The organism is Candidatus Poribacteria bacterium (genome assembly GCA_009839745.1).
Lineage (GTDB): Bacteria > Poribacteria > WGA-4E > WGA-4E > WGA-3G > WGA-3G.
Genome location: VXPE01000070.1, coordinates 65,209 through 91,910, shown reverse-complemented (window position 1 = coordinate 91,910; position 26,702 = coordinate 65,209). Strand labels below are relative to the sequence as shown.

General features: G+C 47.1%; 25 protein-coding genes. 13 read left to right on the top strand and 12 right to left on the bottom strand.

The genetic code is table 11. From position 1 onward, the window contains the following. Positions 1 to 113 precede the first annotated feature (113 nt). Entirely contained in the window at positions 114 to 1,619 is a 1,506-nt protein-coding gene (locus F4X88_11470; GenBank protein MYA56909.1) for a hypothetical protein, read from the bottom strand. Between the two features lie 415 nt (positions 1,620 to 2,034). Next, positions 2,035 to 2,301, bottom strand: a complete 267-nt coding sequence (locus F4X88_11465; GenBank protein ID MYA56908.1) for a transposase — start codon at positions 2,299 to 2,301, stop codon at positions 2,035 to 2,037. 417 nt (positions 2,302 to 2,718) lie between these two features. Here F4X88_11465 and F4X88_11460 point away from each other — a divergent pair, with 417 nt between their 5' ends. From F4X88_11460 to F4X88_11445, 4 genes are all read left to right on the top strand, one after another. Further along, entirely contained in the window at positions 2,719 to 2,958 is a 240-nt protein-coding gene (locus tag F4X88_11460; GenBank protein ID MYA56907.1) for a hypothetical protein, read from the top strand. 8 nt (positions 2,959 to 2,966) lie between these two features. Then, entirely contained in the window at positions 2,967 to 3,245 is a 279-nt protein-coding gene (locus F4X88_11455; GenBank protein ID MYA56906.1) for a hypothetical protein, read from the top strand. A gap of 368 nt (positions 3,246 to 3,613) precedes the next feature. Then, positions 3,614 to 4,729, top strand: coding sequence for a transcriptional regulator (locus F4X88_11450; protein MYA56905.1), 1,116 nt, complete (start codon positions 3,614 to 3,616; stop codon positions 4,727 to 4,729). A gap of 99 nt (positions 4,730 to 4,828) precedes the next feature. After that, a complete protein-coding gene (locus F4X88_11445) occupies positions 4,829 to 5,611 on the top strand; it encodes a phytanoyl-CoA dioxygenase family protein (protein MYA56904.1) in 783 nt (260 codons plus the stop codon). 42 nt (positions 5,612 to 5,653) lie between these two features. On the opposite strand, the gene F4X88_11440 is transcribed toward F4X88_11445, so the two are convergent. Genes F4X88_11440 through F4X88_11425 form a run of 4 tightly spaced genes read right to left on the bottom strand, consistent with a single transcriptional unit; the run spans position 5,654 to position 9,988 of the window. After that, complete coding sequence (locus F4X88_11440; protein MYA56903.1) at positions 5,654 to 6,481, bottom strand: LamG domain-containing protein; 828 nt, start codon at positions 6,479 to 6,481, stop codon at positions 5,654 to 5,656. Positions 6,482 to 6,529: 48 nt separating this feature from the next. Next, entirely contained in the window at positions 6,530 to 7,333 is an 804-nt protein-coding gene (locus F4X88_11435; GenBank protein MYA56902.1) for a tetratricopeptide repeat protein, read from the bottom strand. Continuing rightward, entirely contained in the window at positions 7,330 to 9,018 is a 1,689-nt protein-coding gene (locus tag F4X88_11430) for a CRTAC1 family protein (GenBank protein ID MYA56901.1), read from the bottom strand. Before F4X88_11430 ends, F4X88_11435 begins: the two co-directional genes overlap by 4 nt. Continuing rightward, positions 8,999 to 9,988, bottom strand: a complete 990-nt coding sequence (locus F4X88_11425) for an aldo/keto reductase (protein ID MYA56900.1) — start codon at positions 9,986 to 9,988, stop codon at positions 8,999 to 9,001. The genes F4X88_11430 and F4X88_11425 overlap by 20 nt, the downstream gene beginning before the upstream one ends. A gap of 144 nt (positions 9,989 to 10,132) precedes the next feature. Between F4X88_11425 and F4X88_11420 the strand changes: the two genes are divergently transcribed. The 3 genes from F4X88_11420 (at position 10,133) to F4X88_11410 (ending at position 13,001) form a co-directional block, all read left to right on the top strand. Continuing rightward, positions 10,133 to 10,948, top strand: a complete 816-nt coding sequence (locus tag F4X88_11420; GenBank protein MYA56899.1) for a polysaccharide deacetylase family protein — start codon at positions 10,133 to 10,135, stop codon at positions 10,946 to 10,948. A gap of 41 nt (positions 10,949 to 10,989) precedes the next feature. Next, entirely contained in the window at positions 10,990 to 11,523 is a 534-nt protein-coding gene (locus F4X88_11415) for a phosphatase PAP2 family protein (protein MYA56898.1), read from the top strand. Positions 11,524 to 11,744: 221 nt separating this feature from the next. Next, positions 11,745 to 13,001: a c-type cytochrome gene (locus tag F4X88_11410; protein ID MYA56897.1), complete on the top strand. Its 1,257-nt coding sequence runs from the start codon at positions 11,745 to 11,747 to the stop codon at positions 12,999 to 13,001. 81 nt (positions 13,002 to 13,082) lie between these two features. Here F4X88_11410 and F4X88_11405 read toward each other — a convergent pair whose 3' ends face one another. The 5 genes from F4X88_11405 to F4X88_11385 form a co-directional block, all read right to left on the bottom strand. Continuing rightward, the gene (locus F4X88_11405) at positions 13,083 to 14,489 is read right to left on the bottom strand and encodes a phytanoyl-CoA dioxygenase (GenBank protein MYA56896.1); all 1,407 of its coding nucleotides are present in this window, start codon (positions 14,487 to 14,489) and stop codon (positions 13,083 to 13,085) included. A gap of 85 nt (positions 14,490 to 14,574) precedes the next feature. Next, positions 14,575 to 15,612, bottom strand: a complete 1,038-nt coding sequence (locus F4X88_11400) for a carbohydrate ABC transporter permease (GenBank protein MYA56895.1) — start codon at positions 15,610 to 15,612, stop codon at positions 14,575 to 14,577. A gap of 179 nt (positions 15,613 to 15,791) precedes the next feature. Next, positions 15,792 to 16,715 carry a sugar ABC transporter permease gene (locus tag F4X88_11395; GenBank protein ID MYA56894.1) on the bottom strand — a complete coding sequence of 308 codons (924 nt, stop codon included), beginning with the start codon at positions 16,713 to 16,715 and terminating at the stop codon, positions 15,792 to 15,794. Between the two features lie 127 nt (positions 16,716 to 16,842). After that, positions 16,843 to 18,195: a sugar ABC transporter substrate-binding protein gene (locus F4X88_11390; protein ID MYA56893.1), complete on the bottom strand. Its 1,353-nt coding sequence runs from the start codon at positions 18,193 to 18,195 to the stop codon at positions 16,843 to 16,845. Positions 18,196 to 18,308: 113 nt separating this feature from the next. After that, the gene (locus F4X88_11385) at positions 18,309 to 19,031 is read right to left on the bottom strand and encodes a hypothetical protein (protein MYA56892.1); all 723 of its coding nucleotides are present in this window, start codon (positions 19,029 to 19,031) and stop codon (positions 18,309 to 18,311) included. Positions 19,032 to 19,165: 134 nt separating this feature from the next. On the opposite strand from F4X88_11385, the gene F4X88_11380 reads away from it, so the two are divergent. The 6 genes from F4X88_11380 to F4X88_11355 all read left to right on the top strand — a co-directional run bounded on the left by F4X88_11380 (position 19,166) and on the right by F4X88_11355 (position 25,639). Further along, complete coding sequence (locus tag F4X88_11380) at positions 19,166 to 19,756, top strand: Uma2 family endonuclease (protein MYA56891.1); 591 nt, start codon at positions 19,166 to 19,168, stop codon at positions 19,754 to 19,756. A gap of 95 nt (positions 19,757 to 19,851) precedes the next feature. Beyond that, a complete protein-coding gene (locus F4X88_11375; GenBank protein ID MYA56890.1) occupies positions 19,852 to 20,796 on the top strand; it encodes a hypothetical protein in 945 nt (314 codons plus the stop codon). Between the two features lie 58 nt (positions 20,797 to 20,854). Further along, positions 20,855 to 23,512 (top strand): restriction endonuclease subunit R, encoded by a 2,658-nt coding sequence (locus F4X88_11370; GenBank protein MYA56889.1) that lies wholly within the window; start codon positions 20,855 to 20,857, stop codon positions 23,510 to 23,512. Between the two features lie 86 nt (positions 23,513 to 23,598). Beyond that, positions 23,599 to 23,934, top strand: a complete 336-nt coding sequence (locus F4X88_11365; GenBank protein ID MYA56888.1) for a type II toxin-antitoxin system RelE/ParE family toxin — start codon at positions 23,599 to 23,601, stop codon at positions 23,932 to 23,934. Between the two features lie 5 nt (positions 23,935 to 23,939). Next, positions 23,940 to 24,281, top strand: coding sequence for a transcriptional regulator (locus tag F4X88_11360; GenBank protein MYA56887.1), 342 nt, complete (start codon positions 23,940 to 23,942; stop codon positions 24,279 to 24,281). Further along, on the top strand, positions 24,278 to 25,639 hold the full coding sequence (locus tag F4X88_11355) for a tetratricopeptide repeat protein (GenBank protein ID MYA56886.1): 1,362 nt from the start codon (positions 24,278 to 24,280) through the stop codon (positions 25,637 to 25,639). Before F4X88_11360 ends, F4X88_11355 begins: the two co-directional genes overlap by 4 nt. Here F4X88_11355 and F4X88_11350 read toward each other — a convergent pair. Then, positions 25,477 to 26,304 (bottom strand): IS982 family transposase, encoded by an 828-nt coding sequence (locus F4X88_11350; protein ID MYA56885.1) that lies wholly within the window; start codon positions 26,302 to 26,304, stop codon positions 25,477 to 25,479. The genes F4X88_11355 and F4X88_11350 overlap by 163 nt on opposite strands. Positions 26,305 to 26,702 lie beyond the last annotated feature (398 nt).

The following is a 26,702-nucleotide window of genomic DNA, read 5'->3' as shown; positions in this document are numbered from 1 at the left end:
ATAAATTGCGTCATTGACGGGCGATGAATCGCCCTACTACAAACGAAGGGGGCTGCTTGTAGTAGTGCTATTTATAGCACGTTCCGTAAATTGTCAGACCATTAACACCTACATTACAACTCATAATTCAATGCGCGCAGTGCCGGATATATCTGTTGGTATGCTTTCAACTTCTCATCGTAACGCTGCGTGAACGCCTCACGTGGATAATACACATCGCGTGGCGTAACCAACGCATCGACCGCCGATTCAATGGAATCATACTTGCCTATCGCTGTGCCGGAAAGGATGGCAGTGCCGAGACAGACACCTTCCGATATATCTAAGGCAATCACCTTTTTCCCAAACATATCCGCTTTGAGTTGGAGCCATTTTTCAGATTTCGCGCCGCCACCGATGGCACGCACTTCGTTTATCACGACCCCAGCGTCTTGAAGCATCGCGAGATTCTGTTTAATTTCGTAACTGATACCCTCCAGAATCCCTTTGATAAGCTCGCCTTTCGTCGTCGAAAGCGTCAACCCAACAATTGCTCCCTTCGATTCAAGATCGAGATGCGGCGTGCCTGAACCGGTAAAGTGGGGCAGCACCATGGCTGTCCCAGGCGCGTCAGGGAGTGCCTCCATCAGTAAATCGTAGACATCGCGTCCCTCTGCGTCTGCTTGTGCGACCTCTGCTTGCGCGAGTGTGTCTCTAAACCACCGAAGCACAACGCCACCACTGGATACAAACCCCAGTGTGACATACAATCCATCGACAACGTGCGGATAACAGGCGAAATTCCCATCTATCATGTCTTGGTTGATGACGGGTTCTGTGAAAGCGGGTGCGATACATTCGACCGTGCCGGTTGCGTCCATCACCTCACCGCTCCGAATGATCCCTGCCCCTAAAGCACCGCACGGTTGGTCATGTCCACCCGTAACGCATACCACGCCTTGCGGCAAACCGAGTTCATCGGCGACTTTGGAACTCACCTCACCTATTGGCGTGCCTGATGGCGCAGCGTCTGGAAAGAGTGCCGCGTCTACATCTGCCAAACCGAGCATTTTTTCTGACCAACCCTTGTTGATAATATCGAATGCCATCGTGCGTGCAGCGAGAGAGTAGTCCACCACAGGCGAAACACCGAGTTTGAAATAGACGAAATCCTCGAAGCCGAGGAATTTCCATACCTGTCGATAGAGGTCGGGTTGCTGCTCCTGCATCCAGATGAGTTTCGCCAAGGTATGAATATCACTCATCGGCATTCCAGTGATTTGCATCACCTCTAAAGGCGTTATGTGTTGTTTCAATCTATCGCAGATGCCGGTTGTCCGAGCATCGAAAGTGGTGATGGCGTTCGCCAGAATCTGTCCATCGGCGGACACGGGTGTTACCGCTTCACCCTGTGAAGCGACACTGATTGCCTCAATTGGATCGGATTTCGTTTGTGCTGCAACCTGTTGGATACCAGCGGATATATTTTCCCAGACGACGTTCGCGTCCAGTTCCGACCAGCCGGGTTGCGGGTGGATCAACGGATACTCGCCATACGCCTGTGCGAGCGTCGTGCCATCTTCGCGAAAGGCGATGACCTTGCACCCTGTTGTTCCAACATCTATACCCAAAAGACTCATTGCTTTCTTCCTTTTCTTTTCATACGGGATGTGACTATCCTATCATAGGTTGCGGATTAATGCAAGAATTTGTTTTCGGTTGGCTCTTGGCAATCATGGGGATGTGAAAATTGGTGCTCGATTCGATCCTCTGAAAACCCAGTTAGGGTATGGGTTTAGAGCCACTTTGGGAATTTCAGGATTTTTGGGATTACTGTAAAAAGATTGTTTTGTTGGGATAAATATAACATATTGATAAATTATCCCGTTAAAATGTTACACCTGTGTAACATTTGGTGGTGAACAGCTGTCGGCAGAAAACCCAGTACCCGTAAGGGTTTAAAGCCCTTTTCCTTATCCCTCCGTTTAAACAATCTGCCGCAAAAAGAATACGTTACCAGACCTGCGTTCAAAAAACCGGCTTTCTACGTAGTGTTTACATTTTCTTAGTGGTTATCAATATTGCTGCGAAATAGACGAATCCGAGATACCTGTGCTTGAACTTATCGTAGCGCGTTGCGACACGCCGATACTGTTTCAACCGATGAAAAAAGCGTTCAATGATGTTCCTGCGTTTATAGAGAGCCTCGTCATAAGGCCGCGGCTCGGTGCGACTGTCCCGGGGCGGGATCACCGCCACCCCACCCGCAGAGATGATCGCCTCTCTGAACGCATCCGAGAACCGGGTTTCAGATTTTCGCACGGGGCACTCCTATGGTTCGCTATATCAGCGTTAGTGTGGAGCCCCTAACTGTGTTACCAATTCTCAATTCGGGCAGCTGAGCAATTCGCACGATCCGTTTGTTGCGAAAATAATTATACCAATAGGACTTACGCATCTCCTCTTAAAGTCCCCCTGATAAGGGGGATTTAGGGGGTTTAAAGGACGAAAATTACCGCTTTTTGCGTCTATATGTCCGATATTTACTTAATTTGCGTAAGTCCTGACCAAAAAAAGTGGTGGATGTCAAGTTATAAAGTAACCCGCAATAGACTGGAACATTTCTTGAAAACGTGTTATCATTGGTTGCGGATTTACCCGTTTCGGGTATTGTAGTGTCTCAGGCTTTTATTAACGAATGGACTGCTTTTAACGATCTATATTAAAGGGGATCCTGTGATGACACACCTAAAGCTCATCGTAGATATTGCCGTCTCCGTTTTTGTGTTGGTCGCACTCATTTTTCTCATGGGGTTCATGTGCAAAATCTATCAGCTCTGCAGCAGGATTCTTCATCTTTTCAACTACACAACCCTCCGCGAGATGATAACCCAAATCGAACGGTTCTGCCGAAGATATGCGAATATCGTCAATTCAGAGACATCTACCGGAGATATTGCAGAACCCGACAGAACGTAGGCGTTGAGATGAAACCCTTTAATTTCCGACAAACCATCTGGAAAGTGATTGCAAGAAAGGTTTATTTCCCCTTCTTTATGGGCTTTTTCTGTTCTGAGCTTTATGAGGTTTTCACCGGTAAATCCCTTTTCAATGTATGGCATGACCGGCTTTTCGGAATCGTATCTGTGTGTGTTGGTATTCACGCCGTGTTTTCTTCAAGGAAAAACGGCTTTTCATCGTTTCTTTTAGATACGCTTGGCGGACTGGGACTTATAGGGACGGGTGTATATCTAATTTTGAATTGACCTGAACATTGAGGTATGTGGACTGATCTCAAAGATGAGGATCACCATCAATGAAAACAGATAAGAAAAAGGCCAAGGGCGAAAAAGACTGGTTTGGTCGGATTGTCCTGATTTTAGAAATGCTTTGGGATTTACTCACCCTATCAAGATAATGGAGAAAATGATAGAACAGGTAAAGTCTTTTGTTGAATCTCTGGAGAGAAGAAAGGGGAAACTTCAAGAGATAATTCAGGTGAAGTGCCAACGCTTATTAGGGACAAAATTCCGTAAAGTTAAGACAAGTTTTGTTTTGGAATTGAAATCCCCAAAGACGATACATTTCGCTATAATTCGCAGCATTTCGCAGCGTTTCGCAAAGAGGGAAAACCATGAACACAGAGCCCCAAAACAGAAAACCCCAGTTACCAGAGTTGCCACGCTCCATTGAAGAGGTACCCGTTGTTTATGACCAGCAAGAACTGGATACGGCGGAAAAAACAGGCATCGAAATATGCCAAGACAGTATTGACCCGGTGCTTTTCATTTTTACAGTGAAACTGCGGATTGATGATAAAAATCTGTTAAAAATAGAGGTGCCGCGAAGTCTGTTTATTCATAAGACCTCTAACGGTTACTTCATTCGTCAGGGAAGTAGTAAAACAGAGATGCCTACCGAGCAGTTAGCTCGATTATTTCAAAGCCGATCGCAGGCACGTATCATTGCTTTCGATGAACAATTCGTCCCGAATACGAGTAAAGACACACTCAAAAGCGACCTCTACGAGCGATTTATCACGCAAAGCGCGACAGCGGATGCGGTAGAAGATTTGCTGCTGAAAAGACGTTTGTTGGTCAAAGAAGACCAGCAGAACCGTGTCTCTGTCGCGGGAGTCCTGATGTGTCATGACAAACCCGATGATTACCTCTATAACAGTTTCATTCAGGCTGTTTTCTATCGTGGGAAGGAAAGAGACGCGAACGACCAGATCGATGCAAAGGACTTTAGGTGCCCCTTGGACCAACAGATAATAGATGCTATGGGATTTGTCTACAGATACAACGCGGTCGCCGCACGGAAGGACATCGGCAGGATAGACTTCCCAGAATACAGCATGCGTGCCGTGTTTGAAGCAGTAGTGAACGCGGTTGTCCACAGGGATTATTCCAAAACGGGTTCAAAGATTCGCCTGTTTATGTTTTCTGACCGACTGGAACTTTACTCTCCAGGGGCACTGGCGAATACCGTGACAGTGGACAATTTACGCTACAGCCAAGCCACGCGTAACGAACTCCTTGCTCGCTTACTTTCAGAAATTACATTGGACGATGATATGAGCAGGCAGGTGGTGCGTCGGCTCTTTTTGGAACGCCGAGGGGAAGGGGTCGGTATCATTTTGAACGAAAGCGAAGCACTGAGTGGCAGGACACCTGTATATGAAATGTTTGACGAAGAATTGCGGCTGACAATTTTTGCCGCGAAACCCCCATGGCAAGCAGAAGTATAAAGCAAATTGACAAAATATACGGTTTTAGAGTAAAATTGAGGGCAACTCACAGTTTCTGACACGCACGCGAAACGTTCAATAGCGATAAGGAGTCTAAAAATGCTAACGCAAGAACAGGTCGAATTTTACCATGAGAACGGGTATCTCAAGGTAGACCAACTCTTCGCACCCGCGGAGACGAAGGAATTGGCATCTGAAATGGTGCGGATTATCAACAATTGGGGGCAAGAGACAATCGGGTGGCCCGGACCGTGGCGCACACGCTACCTCAAGGACGAGGACCAGCAGACGACGAAAGCTGTCTTTATGCACAATCCCCATTTCTACTCCTCCGCATGGGGACGGGTGATCTTCCACGAACGCTTGACGGGCGCGGTGCAATCCCTCATCGGCGATACCATTCAATGGCACCATACCGTGCTACACGCGAAGCCACCGGAAAAAGGAACACCCTTCCCGATGCACCAGGACTATCCCTTCTATCCACACGATGGACTCGACTTCGTGGATTGCCTCGTCCATCTCGATGATGCACCCTTTGAGAGTGGTGCCTTGCGGGTTGTCCCCGGCAGCCATAAGGAAGGCCCCCGGGAACACATCACAGGTGAAGGCACAGCACCGCATCTGCCGACTGATAAATTCCACCCAGATTTCATTGACTCGATCCCGATTCCGGCAAAGGCTGGGGATGTCATTTTCTTCAGTTATTGCCTAATCCACTGGTCTGAGGTCAATCGGACAGAGCAGTGGCGGAAAGCCGTCCGATTCGGATACCACAAGCCGGAGATGCGACCCGTCGGACGCGATCCAGAAGAACCTTACAACAACATTATGGCGGGCGGGTTCAAAGCGAATCCAACTTCCGAGCAAATAATGGCTTAAAAAAAAGAAGGGGCGGTTTTCAAACCGCCCCTTTCAAAACCGTCAACGACGTTTTATGTTGCCCCAGGTGGTTGACAGTTTACCGCCCGGTTGAACCGCCAATCCCCCGATTGTTTTCATAGCAAGATTCATCTCCTCAACACTAATCACCCGATTCCACATAAAGACTTCGGCAATGACTGCATTTAACCACTGTCCGTCTTCACGATGGGCAATGAACACAGGACGATTACCGGCTTCACAGGGACCATTGCCGTTATCACCTGCTTCCGCGACTGCGGCTTTGGCCCCGTCTACGTAAACGCGGACACCCTCCTTCAAGAGAAATGTGCCACATTGGTGGATCCACTTGCCTTGTGGTGCGGTGCCTGCGGTGTGTGGCTCTGAAACCCCGGAACCCGGGCAGGTCCAGACAGACATGCCTGCGCCGAAGTCGTCATAGACATAGAGGGCGAACTCCCACTGCCCACCAGCACCTTTCATCACGATAGGTTGACGGGTTTGACCGTGGCCATCCGTCCCAACCTTTAGCGGTTTCACCCACGCGCAGATCGTAATGCCCTCCTTATCCTCAAAATGTGAATCGATGTCCTCGTTCTGACCTGCCATGTCGATCTTGACGTAGGTTGCCTTGCCATCAAATTCCAACGCTTTTCCGATATCGTTGTGCTTGGCATCGACCGATTTTGGGGCACTCTTACTCAATTCTGTATCGAAGGCGTGGGGGCCGTGGTCGGCGACCGTTTCACCTGTGCCTTCGTTCAGCGGTAGATACATCCAAAGTCCATCTTCAATATCCGCGGCATTCACAAGAAGAGTTGGCACAGCAAACAGTGCTATCAAGATCGTAAAAAGTATAACCTGACGCATTTTTTCCTCCTTTGGAATTCATAGATTCTCTTACATAATCGTTTGTGACTACCTTTGACGCGCCATACGCGCCTGGGCAACCCGCAAAAGATTTTGCGTTTCAACAGTATCTGGATTCAGTTGTAAGGCTCTTTCAAAAGCCTGAATGGCTTCTGGATACGCGTCCGCTTTTGTATGGCAGACACCGAGTTCATGATACGCTTTAGCGTTTGTCGGATAGATGTGAATAACCGTGGTGAAGGTTTCCACGGCACGACTGAGTTGTTCTGTTTCTCGATAGACGAAACCCAGCTGCATCAGTGCCTCGACGAAGTCAGGCTGCCGGGTTATCGCCTGTTCAAGGGCGAAAATGGCTTCAGGGAACATGCCTTTGTGTCTGTAAGCGAGACCGATCCCATAATGTGCATAGACGAGCGTAGCATCACGCGTGAGTGCTTTCTGGTACTCAGCAATCGCCGCATCCAGCCGTCCTGCGAGTCCGTAGGTTCTGCCCAAATCGACATAAGCCTCCGCCATGTCCGGTCGTAACTGAAGAACGCGCTTATACGCGGCAATCGCCGCATCGAGTTTCCCCTGCATTACATACACTGTGCCGAGGTTATGGTGTGCCTCAATAAGCGTCGGTTTTATTTCAATAGCCTGTCGGTAAGCCGCCGCTGCCGCTTGCAGTCTCCCGGCACGTTGGTAAGCCGTCCCTCTGTTATTGTAGTCCTGTGCAGAGGGGGAAACCGATGATTTTTTGGATGTCGCGGATGCAGCCTTTTTTTCACTCGAGATTTGGTCGTTGTCTTGACATCCGATCGTTAACCCCAAAATTGCCAGAAAGAGGCATCCATACATCAATCGTTTCATTTTTTTGACCCATTTTCGACTATCTCTATCAGTTGGTTTGCCGCAAGTTCTACGTACTGGTCTATCTCACCAGAGGGCCATCGGATTTCAAGATGTGTAACCCTTTCGTTTTTCTCCAATCCGAAGGTCAAGGTCATTTCACTTTGGGAACAGTAACTACCGCCGGTCCGAACGATTTGCTGCTGGATGCTATCCCCCAGCGTTAACCGGACGCTTGTCCCGATGCCGTCGCGATTGCTACGGGTCCCCATAACCTTCACTCGGAGATAATTGGATGAAGGTTCACTGTCGTTACGCAGGAGCCATACAGTGCCGTAATCTTTGGTAACGCCGTTATTGGTGACAAGAAGGTCCACATCCCCATCGTTATCGTAATCGCCATACGCACAACCGCGTCCGACGCCTATACGATCAAGCCCAGCAGCCTTACCGATGTCTCGAAACGTTCCGTCTTTCTGATTTCGGAAGAGTGAAGGGGGTTGGGCATAAGGGATATGCTGTTGATAATGCAGCACCTCCGGCTCAATATGTCCATTAACGCAAAACAGGTCGAGCGCGCCATCCAGATCGCAATCGAAAAACAGGATCCCAAACGTCAAAGACCGGTAACTTGGCTTCCCAATTCCGACGCTATCTGTTCTATCGGTAAAGTAAGCCGCGCCCGATTCTGCATAGTAAAATCCCGTCTTCTCGTTGCTAAAATTACCGATAACGATTGCAGTGCCGCCAGTGTTATAGACATCCGCTGCGTCAATCCCCATACTGCCCCGCGCTTTACCTGTCTCACTGAAAGCGACTCCCATCACCACGGCTTCGTCGGTAAATGTGCCGTCCCCGTTATTGCGATACAAAAAATTAGGCGCAGTATCGTTCGCCACCGCGAGGTCAATCCATCCGTCATGATTGTAATCCAAAAGGGTTACACCGAGGGATTTCCCTATGGGATTATACAATCCTGCCGCTGATGTCATATCGGTGAACGTGCCACTGCCTTGGTTGCGATAGAAACGACAGGATTGACCCGGATAGACGGTAGGCGTGCAGTAGGTCCTGTATTGTTTCGCGCCAGACGGATTTACCGTGCACGGAACATCGGTTTCAGGGGTCCATTCAACATAGTTACAAACAAACAGATCCACCCAACCGTCTTTGTCGGCATCGAAGAAGGCTGCACTTGTTGACCAACCCATATCGCCTACTTTGGCGAATTCGGTGACATCTGTGAAAGTGTTGTCACCATTATTACGAAAGAGTCGATTTTTACCTACGTTGGTAAAGTAGATATCGAGGTCGGCATCGTTATCATAATCGGCAGCGGTTATGCCCATACCATACATCGGCACGTTGAGTCCCGCTGCCTCAGTAATGTCAACGAACTGTCCGTTCCCGGCGTTTCGGTAGAGTTTCGGGGTATCCACGGGACCTGCAGGTGTCAAACGCGTCCCATTTGCGAGCAGAATGTCCAAATACCCATCCGCATCGTAGTCCAAAAAAGCGCAGCCTGCTCCCATCGTCTCGGGCATATAACGTTCACCGGTTGCCCCAGTAAAATGTCGGAATTCAATGCCGGCGGCATCAGTGACATCCGTAAATTTTACATCTGCCGCCGCAGCGATACATAGGGAAACAAGGACAGTAAAGAAAATAGAGATCCACAGGTGGACATCAGGTTTTGTAAAACTCAACCGTTGTGCCTGCCATATCTTCCACTTTTTCTATCAACGCCTGACGTTCGTCATCGTCCATGCCTGTAAAGGTCTTCGCAATGTCAATCTTCTCTTGCATCTGTTCCGCAGTGTCTGGACCCGTAACGAGTGTGCTTATGGGCAACGACCAAACGAAACGCACGGCTTCGGAGACACTGACGCGATTTGGGACAACTTTCGGATTCAGACCGTGTCTGCCGTGCTGCGAACCCCCGAAGAAACCCCCGTTCGCTAACGCTTTCATTCCGATCACGCCAATATTTCGCTCAATGAGCGTCGGCACGACTCTCTCAATGAAACTCTCGTAACTGACGTCGACGAGATTCATTGCCAATTGACAGGTGTCAAAAATATCGGTCCGTTCGAGGACGCGTTCGTGCGCGGCTGGACTTGTATGTCCAGTGAACCCAATATAGCGGGTTTTGCCACTCGCTTTCGCTTCCAACATAACGTCGAGGATACCGTTATCAATCCGATCATCGACGTCTACAGGGTTTTTTACAGAGTGCATCTGCCAGAGGTCAAGCCGATCGGTATTCAAACGTGTCAGTGAACCCTCAAGGTGTTCCTGCGCTTTCGCGGCGTTGGGTGCTGTCGTCTTCGTCATCAGAAACACATCATCGCGATATTTTGGGACCAGTAGTTTACCGAGTCGCCGCTCGCTTCCACCCGCTTGATAGGATTCAGCACTATCGAAGAAGCGCACACCCCCTTCAAGCGAGATCTCGATCGTTTTCTGAGCCTCTGCTTCGTTCATCTCCCCGATATGCCAGCCACCTACACCGAGCATCGTTACGGCTTCACCGGTGCGTCCAAACCTCCGTGTCGGCAGGAGGTTACCTAAGCGATCACTCACAATACCTTCTTCATCACCCTCTGCACACGCAGATGACAAGAGAACGCCTGTTGTCAAACTTGCCATTGATTTTAGAAATGCACGTCGGTCAATCATGGTTATACCTCCATTGGTTTCCTATGAACATTCTAAATCATTCTTGGATTTTTGTCAACCATTTTTTGATCGGCAATGAATGCCAAATTTTTCCTTGATTTAAATAGTGTTGTGCCTCTATAATTAAGAGTCCAGCACAGTATGATTTTTTTATGTTCCATACGGATACGAAATTTGAGGCATGAGAACATTTTGCAGAAGACAATCCCCGATAAACTTGTTGTGCTAACCTTCGACGATGGGTGCAAATCACAGGCGACAGTCGCCGCCCCGATCCTTAAAGGGTATGGCTTCGGTGCAACTTTCTATATCACCGAAGGACTCAACTTCCTCACCAACAAAGAAGCCTATATGACGTGGGAAGAGGTCAAAGGTCTACATGACGACGGTTTCGAGATTGGGAATCACACGCGCCATCACCGAAACGTCACGCAGCAACCCGCTGCGGAACTCAGTGCGGATTTGGTGCACATTGACGCTCGTTGTGAGGCTTACGGTATTTCGAAACCCACAACGTTTTGTTACCCAGGTTATAGCCACGGTGAAGCAGCCGTCCACGTGCTCGCTGAACACGGCTTTCATTTTGCCCGACGCGGTGTTGCTCCAGAGTTCCCTTATAGCGGAGAAGGCGACCGCGGGCCGGCTTACAATCCAACCCGGCATCATCCTCTCTTAATTCCAACGACAGGCGCCTCTGGTCCCAATTGGAACTTTGATGACTTCACGTGGGCACTCACCCAAGCAACAGCCGGAAATATAACGATCCTGACGTTTCATGGGGTTCCGGATATTGAGCATCCATGGGTCCACACAGAACCAGAGCAATTTGAAGCGTATATGGCATATCTCTACGAAAACGATTACAAGGTCATTGCCCTCCGAGACCTCACTGACTATGTGAAAGGCAAGGTCGCTACACAATTAAAGGCTTTACTTAAAGGCGAAAAGGAGGTATAGTAGGTTGGCTTTCTAATCACACTTGCTTACCTTGATAAACTATGCTAAGAGAATTTACAAATAATTTGACTCGATGGGATAGATTGCTGTTCTACCATATCTTTAGTTGGGGCGATAAAAAAATTTTGAATTGCTCATTTCGCGTCATCTCTTGGAGTGCTAACGGGTGTCTGTATCCGTTTCTGGTGTTATACGTGCACTTGACATTCGGATCAGCTACCAGCAAACCACTCCTTCTATCCGCGATACTTGCATTTCCACTTGAAAGACTCCTCTACCACTTCCTCAAGCAAGCAATGAAGCGCGACCGACCATACGAGCGGATTGTCGACGTTCAGTTTCGGGTGCGTCCACCCGATCGTTTTAGTTTTCCGTCGGGACACACTGCCTCTGCGTTTGTGATGCTGACGCTGTTGTCGAGCACGCTCCCACCTTTACAGATTCCGACGCTGTGCTGGGGCACTATGGTCGGTGTGTCGCGCGTATATCTCGGTGTCCACTATCCGACAGATGTGCTCGCCGGCGCGCTCCTTGGACTACTTGCCGGAGAGATGGGTATGTACTTTATGATGTAGGCGGAAAGTATTTTATAGGCAGATTCCCTTTGGGCTGCAGAAGATGCTTGTCAACCGGATACTTCGACAGAGGTCACCCATTCACCACACAGACAGACGCTTGCACAGGTAACCTTGAACGGATTTATGGTAAACCTTAGAATTAATTGAGGACTGCATAAGTCCTATTTATCAAACTCACGTTGTAAAAAGGAGTTTAAATTTTGGTAAATCATTTGTATATGTTTACAATTTTTTCTTTTTTGTTATGCGGTATCATCCTATTTTTCGTGGGATGTAGTGAAAATGCTGGTGACATACTCACTCAAATTGAACCTACTCCACAGACCCCCAACTTTTTCAGCACGGAGGAATGGGAACTCGTTGTGAGTTTATCTCCCCTGCCTGGGGCACCACCGCCAAATCCTACGAATCGCGTTGCTGATGATCCAGGGGCTGCAGCACTCGGACAGAAGTTTTTCTTCGACTTCCGATTTTCAGAGCATGGCACAATTGCTTGTTCAACATGTCACTCCCCCTTCTATGCGTTTTCGGATATTGAATCGACTTCATTCGCCACCGACCGTGGCACAAGAAATACACCGACGGTGCTCAATGCCGCCTACAATGAATGGCAGTTGTGGGATGGGAGATCGGAGACGATGTGGGCACAAGCGTTGTTTGCACTTGAAGGTGAAGGCGAAATGGCAGGCACACGCCTACAATATGCTCATGTTATTCAGCAACACTACAAAGCCGAGTATGAAGCAGTGTTTGGTCCGCTCCCTGAACTCGAAGACAGTAACCGATTTCCGCGGAAGGGTAAACCGGGAGATCCGGCGTTTGATCACATGTCCGAAGCGGATCAGGTTGCTGTGAACACTCTCTTTTCCAATATCGGTAAATCGGTTGAAGCCTATCAACGCCTCCTAATTACGCCGGATGCACCGTTTGATCGGTATGTCGCAGGCGACCCAACGGCGATTTCGCCTGAGGCGAAGCGTGGCTTAAAGATATTCGTTGGAAAAGGGGGGTGTGTCAACTGCCACAATACACCCACGTTTACAGACAACGAATTCCATAACATCGGTGTGCCGTCTGGGTTGGAAGAGGATAAAGGACGTTTCCAAGGCATTCCGAAACTGCTAAATAATATATTTAACAGTGCGGGAATCTATAGTGATTCAACAGCAAAATCTGAGCAAATGTTGAACGTTATGGAACCGAAACCGGAAGACCAAGGTGCGTTCAGGACACCGACACTCCGAAATGTCGCCGAAACGGCTCCATATTTCCATACAGGTGAATTCCCGACACTCCTGTACGTCCTTGAATTTAAGAATGATGGTGGGTTCACAACTATGTTCCCGGGTACAACTGCGGTGCTGATAGAACCTCTTGGACTCAGCGAACAAGAACTGAATGATTTAATCGCGTTCATGGAAACGTTGACAGGGGCGTTGCCCCCGGAACACTTACTCAACAGAACTCCACCTTAACAGGCAGGGACAGGCGTATCTCATCAAAGTATCACAAACGTTAACAGGTAACGCTCGCCCGCGCGTTTCCTGATGGGTCCCTTAATAAGGTGTATCGTTCGTGGTCAAGGCGCACCACCGCGAAGCGAATAGGTGATTAAAGAGCGCGTTCTGTGCTTCGGGGGTCTTAATTTCCTTCAACGCTAAAGCGGCATGGAAACGGACATATCGGTTCTCATCTTCCAATTGCGCGACAAGCGTAGGAATTGCGAGGGCAGCGAGTGTGCCTAATTTCGCCAAGGAACGGGCGGCGTTATCCCGAACCCAATGATAGTTGTCCTGTAATCGAGTCGTCAATATCTCTACCACCTCGGACAAATCCATCTCTTCTGAAACCTGTTGCCCGATGAGCCCCAACCCTTCCGTGGCGTGTCGTCTGACCCATTCACTGTCATCTTGTGCAGCATGGGTCAATGCGGGTAGTGCTTCCTGTGCGACTTTTCCCATATCCGCCAAGGCAAACGCCGCGCTTGCCCGCACCGAAGCATCTGTTGCTTGCAATGCGTCAATGAGCGTCGGAACCGCGGGGGCACCCGTGAGGCTTAAAGCATAACCGGCATATTCACGAATCGTATGGGATCGACTATACAACGCTTGCTTCAAGATAGGCACAGCAGGCACACCCACCCGTCCTAAGCGATACGTTGCGTTGAGTCGTTCTCTCTCATGCGTGCTGTTCAAAGTGCCTATAAGGGTATCCACCTCCGTCTGCGAGACACCGTTGCTCGTTCCGTTCTGTTTTCCGTTATACCAGTCCCATAGCGATTCCCATAATTCGGGATGCTCGGATTTTTCCCGGTTGCCGAGGGCGTGCCAGTCGTCTGTCGTATGCTGCCATATAGGGGTTTGCGGTTCATCGAGTCGGATAAAGAGGAACTTCAACATATATCGTTTCTTGTCACTCCGATTCGGCATCGCGCGGTGCCATAAGTCGTAGTGGACAATTGTCACAGTGCCCGCTTCGCCAGTGAGGGCGAGGTCAGGCTGTTCATGCGCACTTTCACCCGTCTCGTAATACTGCGAACCCGGTAGCACTGCAGTGGGTCCCATATCCTCCGTGACATCCTGCGGGTAGTAGAACGCCATCGTCCAGCGACATCGGTGGCGACGGATCTGCTCGTCCCCTTCGTAACTATCTTTATGAAAATTCTGGCCTTCACTCCCTTGTTGATTGAAATGGCAGTATCGGTGTGAGTGCATCGCGTAGTTTTCACCGAGCACGCTTTGCATCGCGCCGTGAACGATGGGCTGATCGAAAACCTCTTGAATTTCAGGGATGAGGGGTAGGACATTGTTGCCCAAATTGCCTGTGCCTTCAAACATTGCATCGAGTTGCTGGTAAACGTTCTCGTGAAAACTCGGCGGCACATCGACTTTTACCTTGACGTACCCGTTGATAATGAAATCCCGCATCTCTTTATCGGTGAGTTGGAGTGCTTGGTTGTTCATATTATGTTCCTCAGGAGTTTACAGTCTGCTGCTTTAGAATTAGTAAATCATATATGTCTCGGGGTGTCAATCAAAAAGTGTGAAATCATTTCTTCACTGCGCCGAAAGTGACGCCACGCAGGAGATGACTCCGCATCAGGAAGGTAAAAACGGCAACGGGTAGGAGAAAAACAAAGGTCCCGGCGGCGATTTTTCCCCAATCCATACCCGTGGAACCCGTCGCACTCGTAATTGAAGGGGGGGCGGTCACAGCTCTACCGCCGACCTCTGTCAGAACCAAGGCAAACGCGAACTCGTTCCACGCCGTAATGAGACAGAACACGGCAGTCGCGGCAATGCCTGTGACGGATTGCGGTAAAATGACCTTTAGGAAAGTTTGGAACCGTGAGTAGCCATCAACGAGTGCTGCGTCCTCATACTCCTTTGGAATTTCGTCAATAAATCCCTTCATGAGCCACACCGCAAACGAAACATTGAAAGTGGTATAGAGCAGAATCAGTCCGAAGTGTGTATCCCGCAACCCGAGCGCACTGTACATCAGATAGATCGGAATCACAACCACGACAGGGGGGAGCATGCGGGTGCTGAGGATAAAGAAAAGCAGATCGTCCTTGCCTGCGATGTCGAATCGGGAGAAGGCGTAAGCCGCAAGTGTTCCGAGTCCTACAGCAAGAATCGTGCTACCGCCACCGATGATGATGCTATTGAGCAGCTGATAAAAATACTTCGACCCACCGTTTGCCAGTGCGACGCAAATCGCTATCGTTCCGAAAACACTTGGTAAGACGAGGGTGAGTCGCTGTTTTTTGGCAGTTTGCGATGTCAATCCCCCAGTCTTTCTCCACGGAACAATCAAGGGATAGGCTATAATTGTGCAAACGATGAGTAGCAGAAAGTTAAAACGGGCATCCGTTTGGAGCCGACTCCGCAGTGGTGGCAGCGTCAGAAAACTATAGAGACACGTTAAAATGAAAAGACTGTTCCAGATGAAGCCGAGATTTCGGAGGGACAAGGCACGGGGTAACCTCACATTGAAAAGAGAGAAGAAACCGAACAACAATAATCCGACGACTACCTCTCCTAAAAATAGATACGTTACCCCTGGGACCCCTTCTGACGGCATCAACTTCTGATAGTTCTCTAACGATATGTCAAAAACGAACTTCGGAAGTTTTGTGGTAATATCAGACAGGGTCTTTAGCGATGTCGCCAAAATCCAGTAAATCGGGGTGATGTAGACAAGCACAGCCACAGCGATGAGTGCCAATATAAGGTAGTGGACAAAGTTTTTCCGATGCCGCATTATGTCTCCTGTGCCTCCTCTCCCTTGACGCGATTCAGGTATTTCACGTAAATATTGCTCAGGGCAACGATAATGATGAGTAGAATATACGCCATCGCGCACGCTTTACCGGTGTTGTAGTTGCGGAAGGCGAGTTTATAAAGATTCATGGACACAGTCTCTGTGGCGGTCCCAGGTCCGCCCTCACGCGTGAGTACATAGACGATGTCGAACATCTTGAAAGCATCCATCGTCCTGAACAGCAGGGAAATCAGTAAGAGTGGAGAGACTAACGGCAGGGTAATCCATCGGAACTTGAACCAAGCGGAGGCTCTATCGACATCCGCAGCTTCGTAAAGAAATTTCGGCACTGCGCTGAGTCCTGCCAAGGCGATCAGCATCATAAATGGCGACCACATCCATGTATCCACAATCACAACGGCTAACATCGCGACCTTCGGATGGGTCGTCCAGCCGATAGGCGAGTTTAAAAAGGGACTGAGAAAAAAGTTCAGCAAACCGGCGTTATCTGAAGAGAGGATAAACCGCCAAAAGAGTCCAACGACCACAGGCGATAGCATCATCGGTAGCAGCAACAACGTTGTGACGAAGCCTTTATACCGGAAGTCCCGATTCAGGAGCAGTGCCAACCCGAATCCGATGAAGAATTGCGCTGCGACTGCAAGGATCACGAAATAGGCGGTGGTTTGAAAGTAACCCCATATCTCTGGATCGGCGAGGAGGCGTGAATAATTACGGACACCGATAAATCTTGGGGCTGCGGGCATGGAGGCTTTGTAGCGATGGAAACTCAGATACAGCGACCACAGCAGCGGAAAAATGTTCATCAAGATGAGCAAGATCATGGTGGGCATGATAAATGCCATCTTCAACTGGTAATCACTCATCCCGCGCGATGTTTGGTGTGGGTGGTTGGTAAGCATATTTATTGCGAAACTTATGAAGGATATAGGATGGAAGGGTGGAAGGATTTGGAGGGAAGAGTGGAAGGGTAGAAGGATCGGATAATTTCCAATCTTCCAATCTTCCAATCTTCCAATCTTCCGATCTCTACTCGTCGTAGTAGCCTGCGTCCTCAAAGATTTCCTCATGTTTCCGCGCGATGGTGTCCAATGCTTCCTTGGCAGACTTGATTTTGGAGATGGCTTCACTCCAATTCGTCTGGCAGACTTCTAAGAGTTCTGCGTATTCCGGCACTGCCCAGAAATCGCGTAGATACGGGAAACTCGCGGCGAAAGCTTCGTTAAAAGGAGTCGCTGTCTTAAAGATATCCGACTGTAACACCTCTTTGTGTGGCGTGAACCCACCGAGGGCTGCCCATTTCTCTTGCACAGGTTTCTGCATAAACCATTTCATGTATTGCTTGGCAAGATCCTTGTTTTTGGAATAAGAGGAAATCGACATGCCCTGTCCACCGATGCTGATATAATGTCCTTTCGGACCCGCCGGGGCGATAAAGAAACCGCTCTTGTCGTGAGAAATTTTATTCGATTCTGGGTTTAAGACCCCGGGGAAAAAGGCGAAGTAGTTCATCGCCATTGCGACCTTCCCTGCATTATAGGCACCGAGCGTCTCTGACCAATAGTAGTTCGGGGCATCAGGCGGTGAAAACTGGAGCAGATCTGTGTAAAATTCAAGGGCTTTAACGGTGTCCTCTGTGTTAATGTGCCCGGCGACTTTATGGGTGTCTGCGTCGCCATAAGCACCCCCAAAGCTCCACATCACCTGTTGGAACCCCATCGTAATGCCGTCATATTCCTTGCTATACCATGTGGCAATACCGTAGAGGTCTTTATCTGGACGCGTGAAAAATTCGGCGATATCGCGGAGGTGGTCGTAGGTTTTCGGTGGCGCGAGTGCGTAGCCATACTTCTCTTGGAATGCCTTCATTTCGTTTGGATCTTCAAATAAGTCTTTCCGATAGACATATCCAGCGGCATCTACCTCCGCAGGTAATGCCCAGTAGGTTCCGCTCCCTTTTGGATACTCAGCAAAGGCTGTCATCGCGGGTCCATAGATAGAATCGACATCTATGTTCTCATTAATCCAATCCGTTAGATTGATATAATTCTTGCCCTGAGAGTTCCGACCGAGCCATTGGCTGTCGCCAATCACAATGTCGTAAAGGTCGCTTTTTCCGACAAAAGCCGTGAAGACCTTATCTTGGAAATTGGGCCACGGGATCTGGATCACATCGACAGCAATGCCGGTTTCGGCGGTAAAGTCTTTCGAGAGCTCCTGCAAGTAATTAGCGGGATCCCATTCTGCCCAGACAATGGTTAAGGATTGGGATTGGTGGTTATCCGCTTTCGCGGTACTCACGAACGCAAGTGCAAGTATTAGCACGAAAACAAGACTTATGCGAACACTTTTCATGTTTTTTGTCCTCCGTAGAAAGATCATGCGAGTTGTTATCGGCACCTGTTGAAATTGATACACGGTTCGGTGCCATAATCCCGCATTATAAACGGATCCTAAAATTTTTTCAAGAGAAATTATCTGAATGGGAGTGTCTGTTAAAGTTCACCGATGCAGAACACGGTATTCTTTGCTGCTAAACTCCGAATTTCGGAATAGTGATAAACTTGGGTAACTTCCACACCATTTTCAATGATGGGGGTGGGGCGTTCGATAACGAAGTCAGCGAAGTCCGGTGCGTTAAAAGCAACGTAGGCAAGGCTGAACATCTCAATCTGCCGATCGTATCGCTTTGACAGATCTGGAAAGAGAACAATGCCTGTATCAACTTGGTAGATGCCTGCGTTTTCATCTATGTTCATTGTTTTAACGGGACACTCGATAATTGCCCGCTGGTGTGTATGGGTGTCCCATATTTCTGTGTGCGTTACGATGGGTAGACATTTTCGTGTCGCCTCAAAGATGGCTGCGTTGCTATCGAGGACCCGAACCGGCGATGCCTCTTGAACGTCAAACAGGGCACCTCCCCAATACTCCTGCGCAGGTCTATACTCGACGTAGCTATCGTTGCAGTAAGCATGCCTTCTGAATACCGCTATATGCGCTTCACCAAAAACAGGGAGGAAGTCATAGTTTGGATTGATGAAGAGATTTTTCTCCGCAAAGGTGTGTTCGCTCTTACAGGAACCACATTGGTAATAATCGCTGAAACTTCCATCTGTGTCATCTATGATGCGGCATCGAGATTCGACCCAAAAGCGGGGGGCATTCCCGTTGCCAACAGAGTTAATAAAAGAAAGTCCATAATCCAGGCACTTCATTAATTTTCCTCTCGGTGTGGTATGTGAGTCAGTAAACTCATTTTATCCCAGTTGTGATTTACCTGTCAAGAGATCTTGACTTTCCCCCTTAACTACGCTATAATAGACATACTAAAAATTCTTGGAGGGACATCATGGCGACGCGAGAAGCCCAAACATACCTCACACCAGAAGAATACATTATTTTAGAACGCAAGGCGATACCTGATGCGGAAACCGTCAGAAGCGAATACATGAATGGAGAGATTATTCCTATGTCTGGAGCAAGTTTCGCGCATAATCTGATAACAATGAACATTTCTGCAAGGTTGCATACCAGCTTGATGGGTACTGAGTGTGCTGTTTTCGCCAACGAAATGCGTATCAGCATTCCGACAACAAAATCCTACTTTTATCCTGATGTGGGGGTTGTCTGTGCAGAACCTCGTTTTGAAGACGATGTTTTTGACATGCTCTTGAACCCGATTGTCGTTATAGAAGTGCTTTCACCCTCCACCGAAGTGTATGATCGCGGTGAAAAATTCGCGCACTATCGCCAACTCACCTCGTTGCAGGAATATGTCCTTGTGGCGCAAGACCAGGTTCGTGTTGAACACTACCGTCGCCAAGAAAGGCAGTGGATCTTTACCGATTTTGAAGGACCTGATGAGATGCTACTATTTCCTTCTATCGAGTGCGAATTGCCCTTGCAGGAGATCTACGAACGCGTCACGTTCCGTGATTAAGGTTTTGGAAAATCCTGCGATGCTAAACAGCACAAACGGATACTTACAAAGTGCCACATTTGCAATTTTGACAACACAGTAGGAAGTGTATAATTATGAAATATCCTCTTAACGAACGAATTAGTAAAATTCGAGATTTAATCAATAGTTCCCGCAAGCAAAATCTCTTAATTCGAGATTCCACCTTGTGGTACATGCTTTGCAGTTGTATGGATACTATTGGGGACACAGAAGAAGCGTTAGAAAGTTTTCTAAAATTAGACACTGATAGTTCTGACAAAGGCAGAAATTATTTGCGTATCTATGGTGCTTTGCAGGCTCTCTATGTGCAGCAAGAAGCCGTAAAAAATCTACATGAAGCTCTTAAAATTCCGTACACCAAGGATACTGCATTAGAAAAAATCCGGCATATTCGCATTGACGCTGCTGGACATCCTACAAATAGAGGTAACAAAAAAGCATTTAACTTCATTACCCGCGTAACTCTTAGTGCTCAAGAGTTTCATCTAATGACACTCTATCCAGCAAAATCAGGAGGTAAAGCACTTAATTCCAAGCATGTGGATATAAGTGTTCCTGATTTAATTGCAACGCAAAAAGGAGTTTTTGAAGATGTTTTGAATAACGTAATTGAAACTTTAAAGGAAGAAGAAGTGGAACATAGAAAAAAATTTGCAGATAAAAAATTAGCTGATGCCTTCCAGCATACAACATATCCATTTACAAAAATATTTGAGGCTATTTTGTCCGCAGATTCGGCCCATGCTCAACTTGTTGGTTATTATGTTGATCAGATATTAAAATCCGTTGAGACCTTTAAGGCTGGATTGAGAGAACGAGATGAACCGGATGACAATATAGAGGACATATACAAAAATCTTGATTATGCCTTGCAACACATCAAGGCATGCTTTTGCGCCCCGGATGAAACTCACATCCATGCGGACGATACCTACATCTTCGCAGACTTTACACAACGGCAAGTAGAAACCTTGAAAGTAATTGCCCAGGAAATAGACGAAAAGTATAATGATGTATGAATTTTCATTGGACTGTGAGCATTCGCTGCCTCAGCAAAACATTTAGGGAATATGTTTAATGCAACACCTTTTTGAAAAACTACGTGATGATACATTGAACTGGCGTAAAGATGGATATCCCTGCCAAGATTACCCACTCATCGGAGAAATACTACGCTATCAGTTTGAAGGAGAAGCAGATGATCGTGTTCACCTCAAATACCTTCGCGAACCGCAATTCCAATCATTAGAACTCTATTGGTTCCTGCGATTAGTGTTGAAAACCCCACATATCGTAGACATCTATAAACACTATTACGACACCGGCGATATACGCGATTTCTGCGAAGCCTTCGGAATCCCACTCACTCCAAACGATCTGATATACATTACAAATGTTGATGCAGTTATTAATTTAGTGGAACACACCCCAGAATTTGTTAAACTGAAAGGAATTGACCCTGTTTATGAAGCTGTAACACTTCCTTATCCAAGTTATATCTTCGCGCTTGCGATGGGCACAGGCAAGACGGTTCTTATTGGTGCCATTATTGCAACTGAATTCGCGATGGCACTTCGCTATCCAGAGGGCAATTTCATGAAAAATGCCCTCGTCTTTGCGCCCGGTACAACGATTATTGAAAGCCTCCGTGAAATCAGTGACATCCCTTTTGATCAGGTTTTGCCTGCCAGTCTACATCGTGATTTTCTCGCCAATCTCAAAATCACCTATCCACAGACCGGAGCAAAAGAAATTCAGGTTCAAGCCGGTAGTACTTACAACGTTATTGTCACGAACACTGAGAAAATCGCGCTTCGGGCAAATCTCAAAAAGCGAAGTAATCAGACAGAATTAGAGTTTGAAGAGAAGAAGGAGCAGGCAGAATTAGAGGCAAACCTCCGACTACAAAAAATCACGAGTCTGCCAAGTTTAGGGGTCTTCTCAGACGAGGCACATCACACTTACGGAAACAAAATAGACGCGGAACTTAAACGGGTGCGGGAAACGGTTAACTACATACATGAGAAAACGCCTCTCGTTGCTGTTATCAATACCACTGGCACGCCTTACGCCAAACGGCAGATGCTCAGAGAAGTTGTGGCGTGGTATAGTCTCGGTGAAGGAATTAAGGACAACATCCTCAAAAGTCTTCACAACGGCATTGTTCAGTACCCTATTGGAATGATGCCTGATGCAGACGTAATCCGTAGCGTTATAGATGATTTTTTTGACCACTACGGTGATATATCATTGCCCGGTGGGGCGAAAGCGAAAATCGCCTTTTACTTCAAAACGCAAGAACATTTGGATACCTCCCATCAGTACATTCAAAACGCACTTACCCAAAGGAGAGAGAGTACCACTCAGATACTCGTCAATACCCAAAAATCAAGTCCGCAGGAGATTGATGAATTCAAGCGGCTGAATAATTCTGACAGTCAGAAACGTATTATTCTACTTATTGGCAAAGGGACAGAGGGCTGGAACTGCCCCAGTCTATTCGCTTGCGCGCTGATTAAGGAGCAGACAACGAGCAGTAATTTTATTTTGCAAGCCTCAACCCGATGTCTCCGTCAAGTGAAAGGCAACACGCACACTGCCAAAATCTTTTTGGATACGAAAAACAGTACGATTTTAGATAAAGAATTACAGGCAAACTTTGGTACGACACTTGGTGAACTGCGTAAACAAGACGCGGAAACGGAAGAATTTGCACTCCGCATTCGTAAGCCTGATTTGCCGAAATTAAAAATTATGCAGTTGGTGCGCCGGGTTGTCCCATTGGAAAATGCACCTAAAGAGATTCAGCTGCACAAACCTACAGATGTAGGGGAGACTCTGGCTGCTTTTCGCAGCATTCTGACCCCCGACTTTACGCAGCGGGGAGCCTCTCCGCTAACAGCGTTAGGAACGCAGGACGAAGTTGAGATAACGAATCGGACAACGGACTGCTACACACTGGCGAGACGGCTTGCGACAAACTATCATCTCTCTGTTATGGAGACGTTAAAAAGCCTCAAAAGTCTCTATCCAGAGGGTCAAGTTCCGTATAAACACTTCGATTCGCTGTGCAAACAAGTGGAAGACCAGCAGCAAAATTACCAAGTGATTGAGGAACAGATTGCAGAACACCTCGCGCTGATTCGTATCCACGATGACGATGGCAATCTACTTTTTGAGAAAGATGATACTGAGGACTGCTACGTTCACAAGGTGCGTCTGCGCAAAAGCAAAGCTGACCTGCTACTCAGTAAAGAGGACTTAGACGATAGCCACGGTGTAAGTTTTCATTATATGCCCTACGACTTTGATAGCGGACCTGAACAGAATTTCTTTAAAACGATTTTAGCAACGCTGAATCAGTCGGTTGCAGATGTCAAAGTCTTCCTGTTTACAGGAAGTTTGACGAATACAAAGAAGACCGATTTCCACTTTGAATACAAAGGCACTGATAACAATTATCACCGTTATTTTCCGGATTTTGTTATCGTCAAGAACACAGGGGAATTCTACATCGTTGAGATTAAGTCTGAAAGTGAACGCGGCGACCCTATCGTCGTAGCAAAAGAGAAGGCAGTGGAACGTTTGAAAAATTTGCAGCCAGAGGCTCATTTTGAATATAAGGTCATTTATACGAGGGATGCTTTCCTTCAAGAGAATTTAGACGAAATGCAGACTATCCGAGAATGGATTTATGGGAACGAATCTTTGCAGAACGATAGTGAAATAATTTAGTGTGAGTTCGGTATAAGTGGTGGTTCTCACGCTGTGTGGATGGAAAAAGGTTAAAAATTGCTAAAAATTTCATTACACTTATAAACATGCAAATTCGTCCCAGAGAAATACTCACCTACACAACACCAAGTGGCCGCGATTCATATCAGCAATGGTACACGCGGATTAGAGATCAAAATGCACGGATAGCTATATCCAATAGAATTACACGTTTGCGAATAGGGAACTTTGGCGACTTCAAGCGATTAAGTTCAGGTTTATATGAATTGAGAATCCGTTATGGTCCTGGATATCGCGTCTATTTCGGACTTTTTCAAAATGACATTATCTTGCTTTGTGGGGGTACGAAAGGCACACAACAGCGGGATATTGACAGAGCACAAAACTATTGGAACGACTTCTTAGGACACATGAAGGAGTAATCACAATGAACACAGAGATTAAGCTTCGACATTGCACAATAAGGTTTAAAGACTACCTCCTTAAAGACTTGGTACAACCGGAATTTGCAAAAGGTTACTTGGAAACTGCCCTCCAAGACTTTGATAAGGATGGTAATATTGAATTATTATTGCTCTGCCTGAAAGATATTGCAGAAGCGCAAGGCGGAGTTGAAGAACTGGTTGCATGGACAAATCTCAGTCCGCAGACGCTCACCTATCTCCTTAATACCGAGCCCCCACCGCAATTGGATAAAGTACTGGACATTCTTTCCACATTAAAAGATTCCGCCCATTCAAAGCACGGTGTTATGGAGAAACAATCGTGAACAAACCACTAAAAGGATTCATTACCTATTCACACAAGGATGCAAAACAAAAAGACGAATTACGAGAACGTCTCGCTGTAATGGAGCAGCAAAACGAGTTAGTAACTTGGGATGATTGTCGACTTACCCCAGGCGACGAAGCACTTCAGGAAAATATTCTCGAAAAAGTTGCTGATTCGGATTTGCTTATCTACCTCGTCTCCGCTGCCAGTCTCGCCTCTAAAAACTGCAACAGGGAATTAGTAGAGGCATTGAACCAAAAAATAAAGGTTATCCCGATTCTCCTTGAACATTGCGATTGGCTACGTCATCAAATTAGTCGTTTTGAAGTGCTTCCTCACAAAGGTAAGTCTCTTAGCAAATGGGATGATAAGAGCGAAGGTTGGCAAAATGTGGTAGAAGGTATATGGAAAGTTATTGAAAAAATAAAGACTCGGGAAGGCCTATCATCTGAGAATACTCAGAGCGATCAACTTACTGAGTGGGTGTTCCAACAGGGTAACTTCATACTGATGCTGGATCAAATCAACAAAGCGATAGAATTCTACTCACAGGCGCTTGAACTCAATCCACGCCATGTTGGTGCGTATAACAATCGAGGGGCTGCCTTCCACATGCAAGGTGAACACGACAAAGCAATAAAAGACTTTACAAAAGCAATTGATCTCGAACCAAATTTTTCACTTGCCTATAACAACCGAGGTGCTGCTTATGACGGAAAAAACGAAAATGAGCGCGCCATCAAAGAATATAACAAAGCGATTGAACTATATCCAAATTCTGCCATTGCCTACCTGAATCTTGGGGAAGTTTATGGCAGTAAGGGTGATTATAGACGCGCCCTCAAAGAATGTAGCAAGGCAATAAAACTGATGCCAGATTATGCTGAGGCTTACACTACTCGTGGTGGAGTTTACAATATGATTGGTGAATGTGACAAAGCGGTCGTAGATTTGAATAAGGCGATAAGGCTTAAACCTAATTATCCCGTTGCCTACGTGAACCGTGGGGCGACTTATTCCAGGAAAGGCAATTACAAACGTGCCATCAAAAACTGCAACAAAGCAATAAAATTGTATTCAGTTCGTAACGAAGTCTATACTATGGAGGACGAGGTATATACTATTCGCGGCGAGGCTTATGCTGCGCTTGGTGAGTATGACAAAGCAATCGCAGACTATACTAACCCAAGTTGCTATTCTTCTCCAAAGAGTTGTCTAATGCTTGTAGCGATGATAAACAAGAAGACTTTCAACTCAAAACCGACAGCCGTCACCGCATGGATCGACTTCGGGAAGAGTTGCTCAATGAGACTGTTGGTCACCTCCACGCGCTTTCTGTGGAAGTGTTGCAGATAAACTTCATGAGGCGGATACTGACGTTTAGCATTCTTCTTACGAATAGGTTTTAGTGAAATCCCGGAGGCTGCTAAAGCATCTTCAATACCATAGTTACAATACGCTTTATCTGCGTATACAACAGACCCTTGGGGTAAATCAAAGGCATAACACCGTAAGCCAAGCACATCCGAACAGCGTCCTGGGGTGAAAAACGCTTCAACGATTTTACCGGTCTCGGTGACCATCAGATGCGCTTTTAACCCATAGAAGTAGCGGCGTTTGCTTGCGATCCTGCCATGCCAATCGGGCCCTTGATACAGGTGTGAACGAGAAATACGGATATTGTCGCACACTGCTACAGGAAACGTATCAATACTGTAGATATTCTCTGAGTTCTCGGCTTTGAACCCCTCAGCGAGGACTTGAAAAAGCGTTTGAAAGTGTTCTGATACCTGATGAAGTCGCCGGTTGAAGCGGGAATGTCCCAACATATTCGGGATATATCCGAGTGTTTTCAAGGCGGCACAAGCCGTTTGTTGATTACCCCCAAAGTATCTCGCGGCGATGAGGGCGGTCGTCATGACTTCAGCATCCGACATTTTTGCGCGAGGGTCGTCTTGATGTCCGAGTGAGATTAAAAGGTCGTCACAAATCGTATAAACTGCTACAATAGTTAGGTCCATGGGGTGCTCCTTTTGGTTTTTTAGGATAAAAACACTATAAAGGATGTCCCATGGATTTACAACTCATTACTAACTAGTAGTCTTTCAACTTTGAGTTTAAGAGTGGGGTCTCCTGAAGATGTCGGGTTTCGCTGACGCTCTACCCGACCTACTTATCATAAACTCAATCTTGATGCACTACTAGCAACTTGGGTTATATAGTTTTCGGGGTATGGCGTGGTTAAATATAGGAGAACTTGAAAAAGCCAAATCTGACTGGAATGCTGCCAAAAACATGGGGGTTGATATTATCGCTCTACTTCAGAACAGCTATCAAAGTATTGCAGACTTTGAACAGAAACAAGAATGAGTCTGGAGTGCCAACCCTTATTTAGACCAAAAAATCCGTCCAGTTAAGA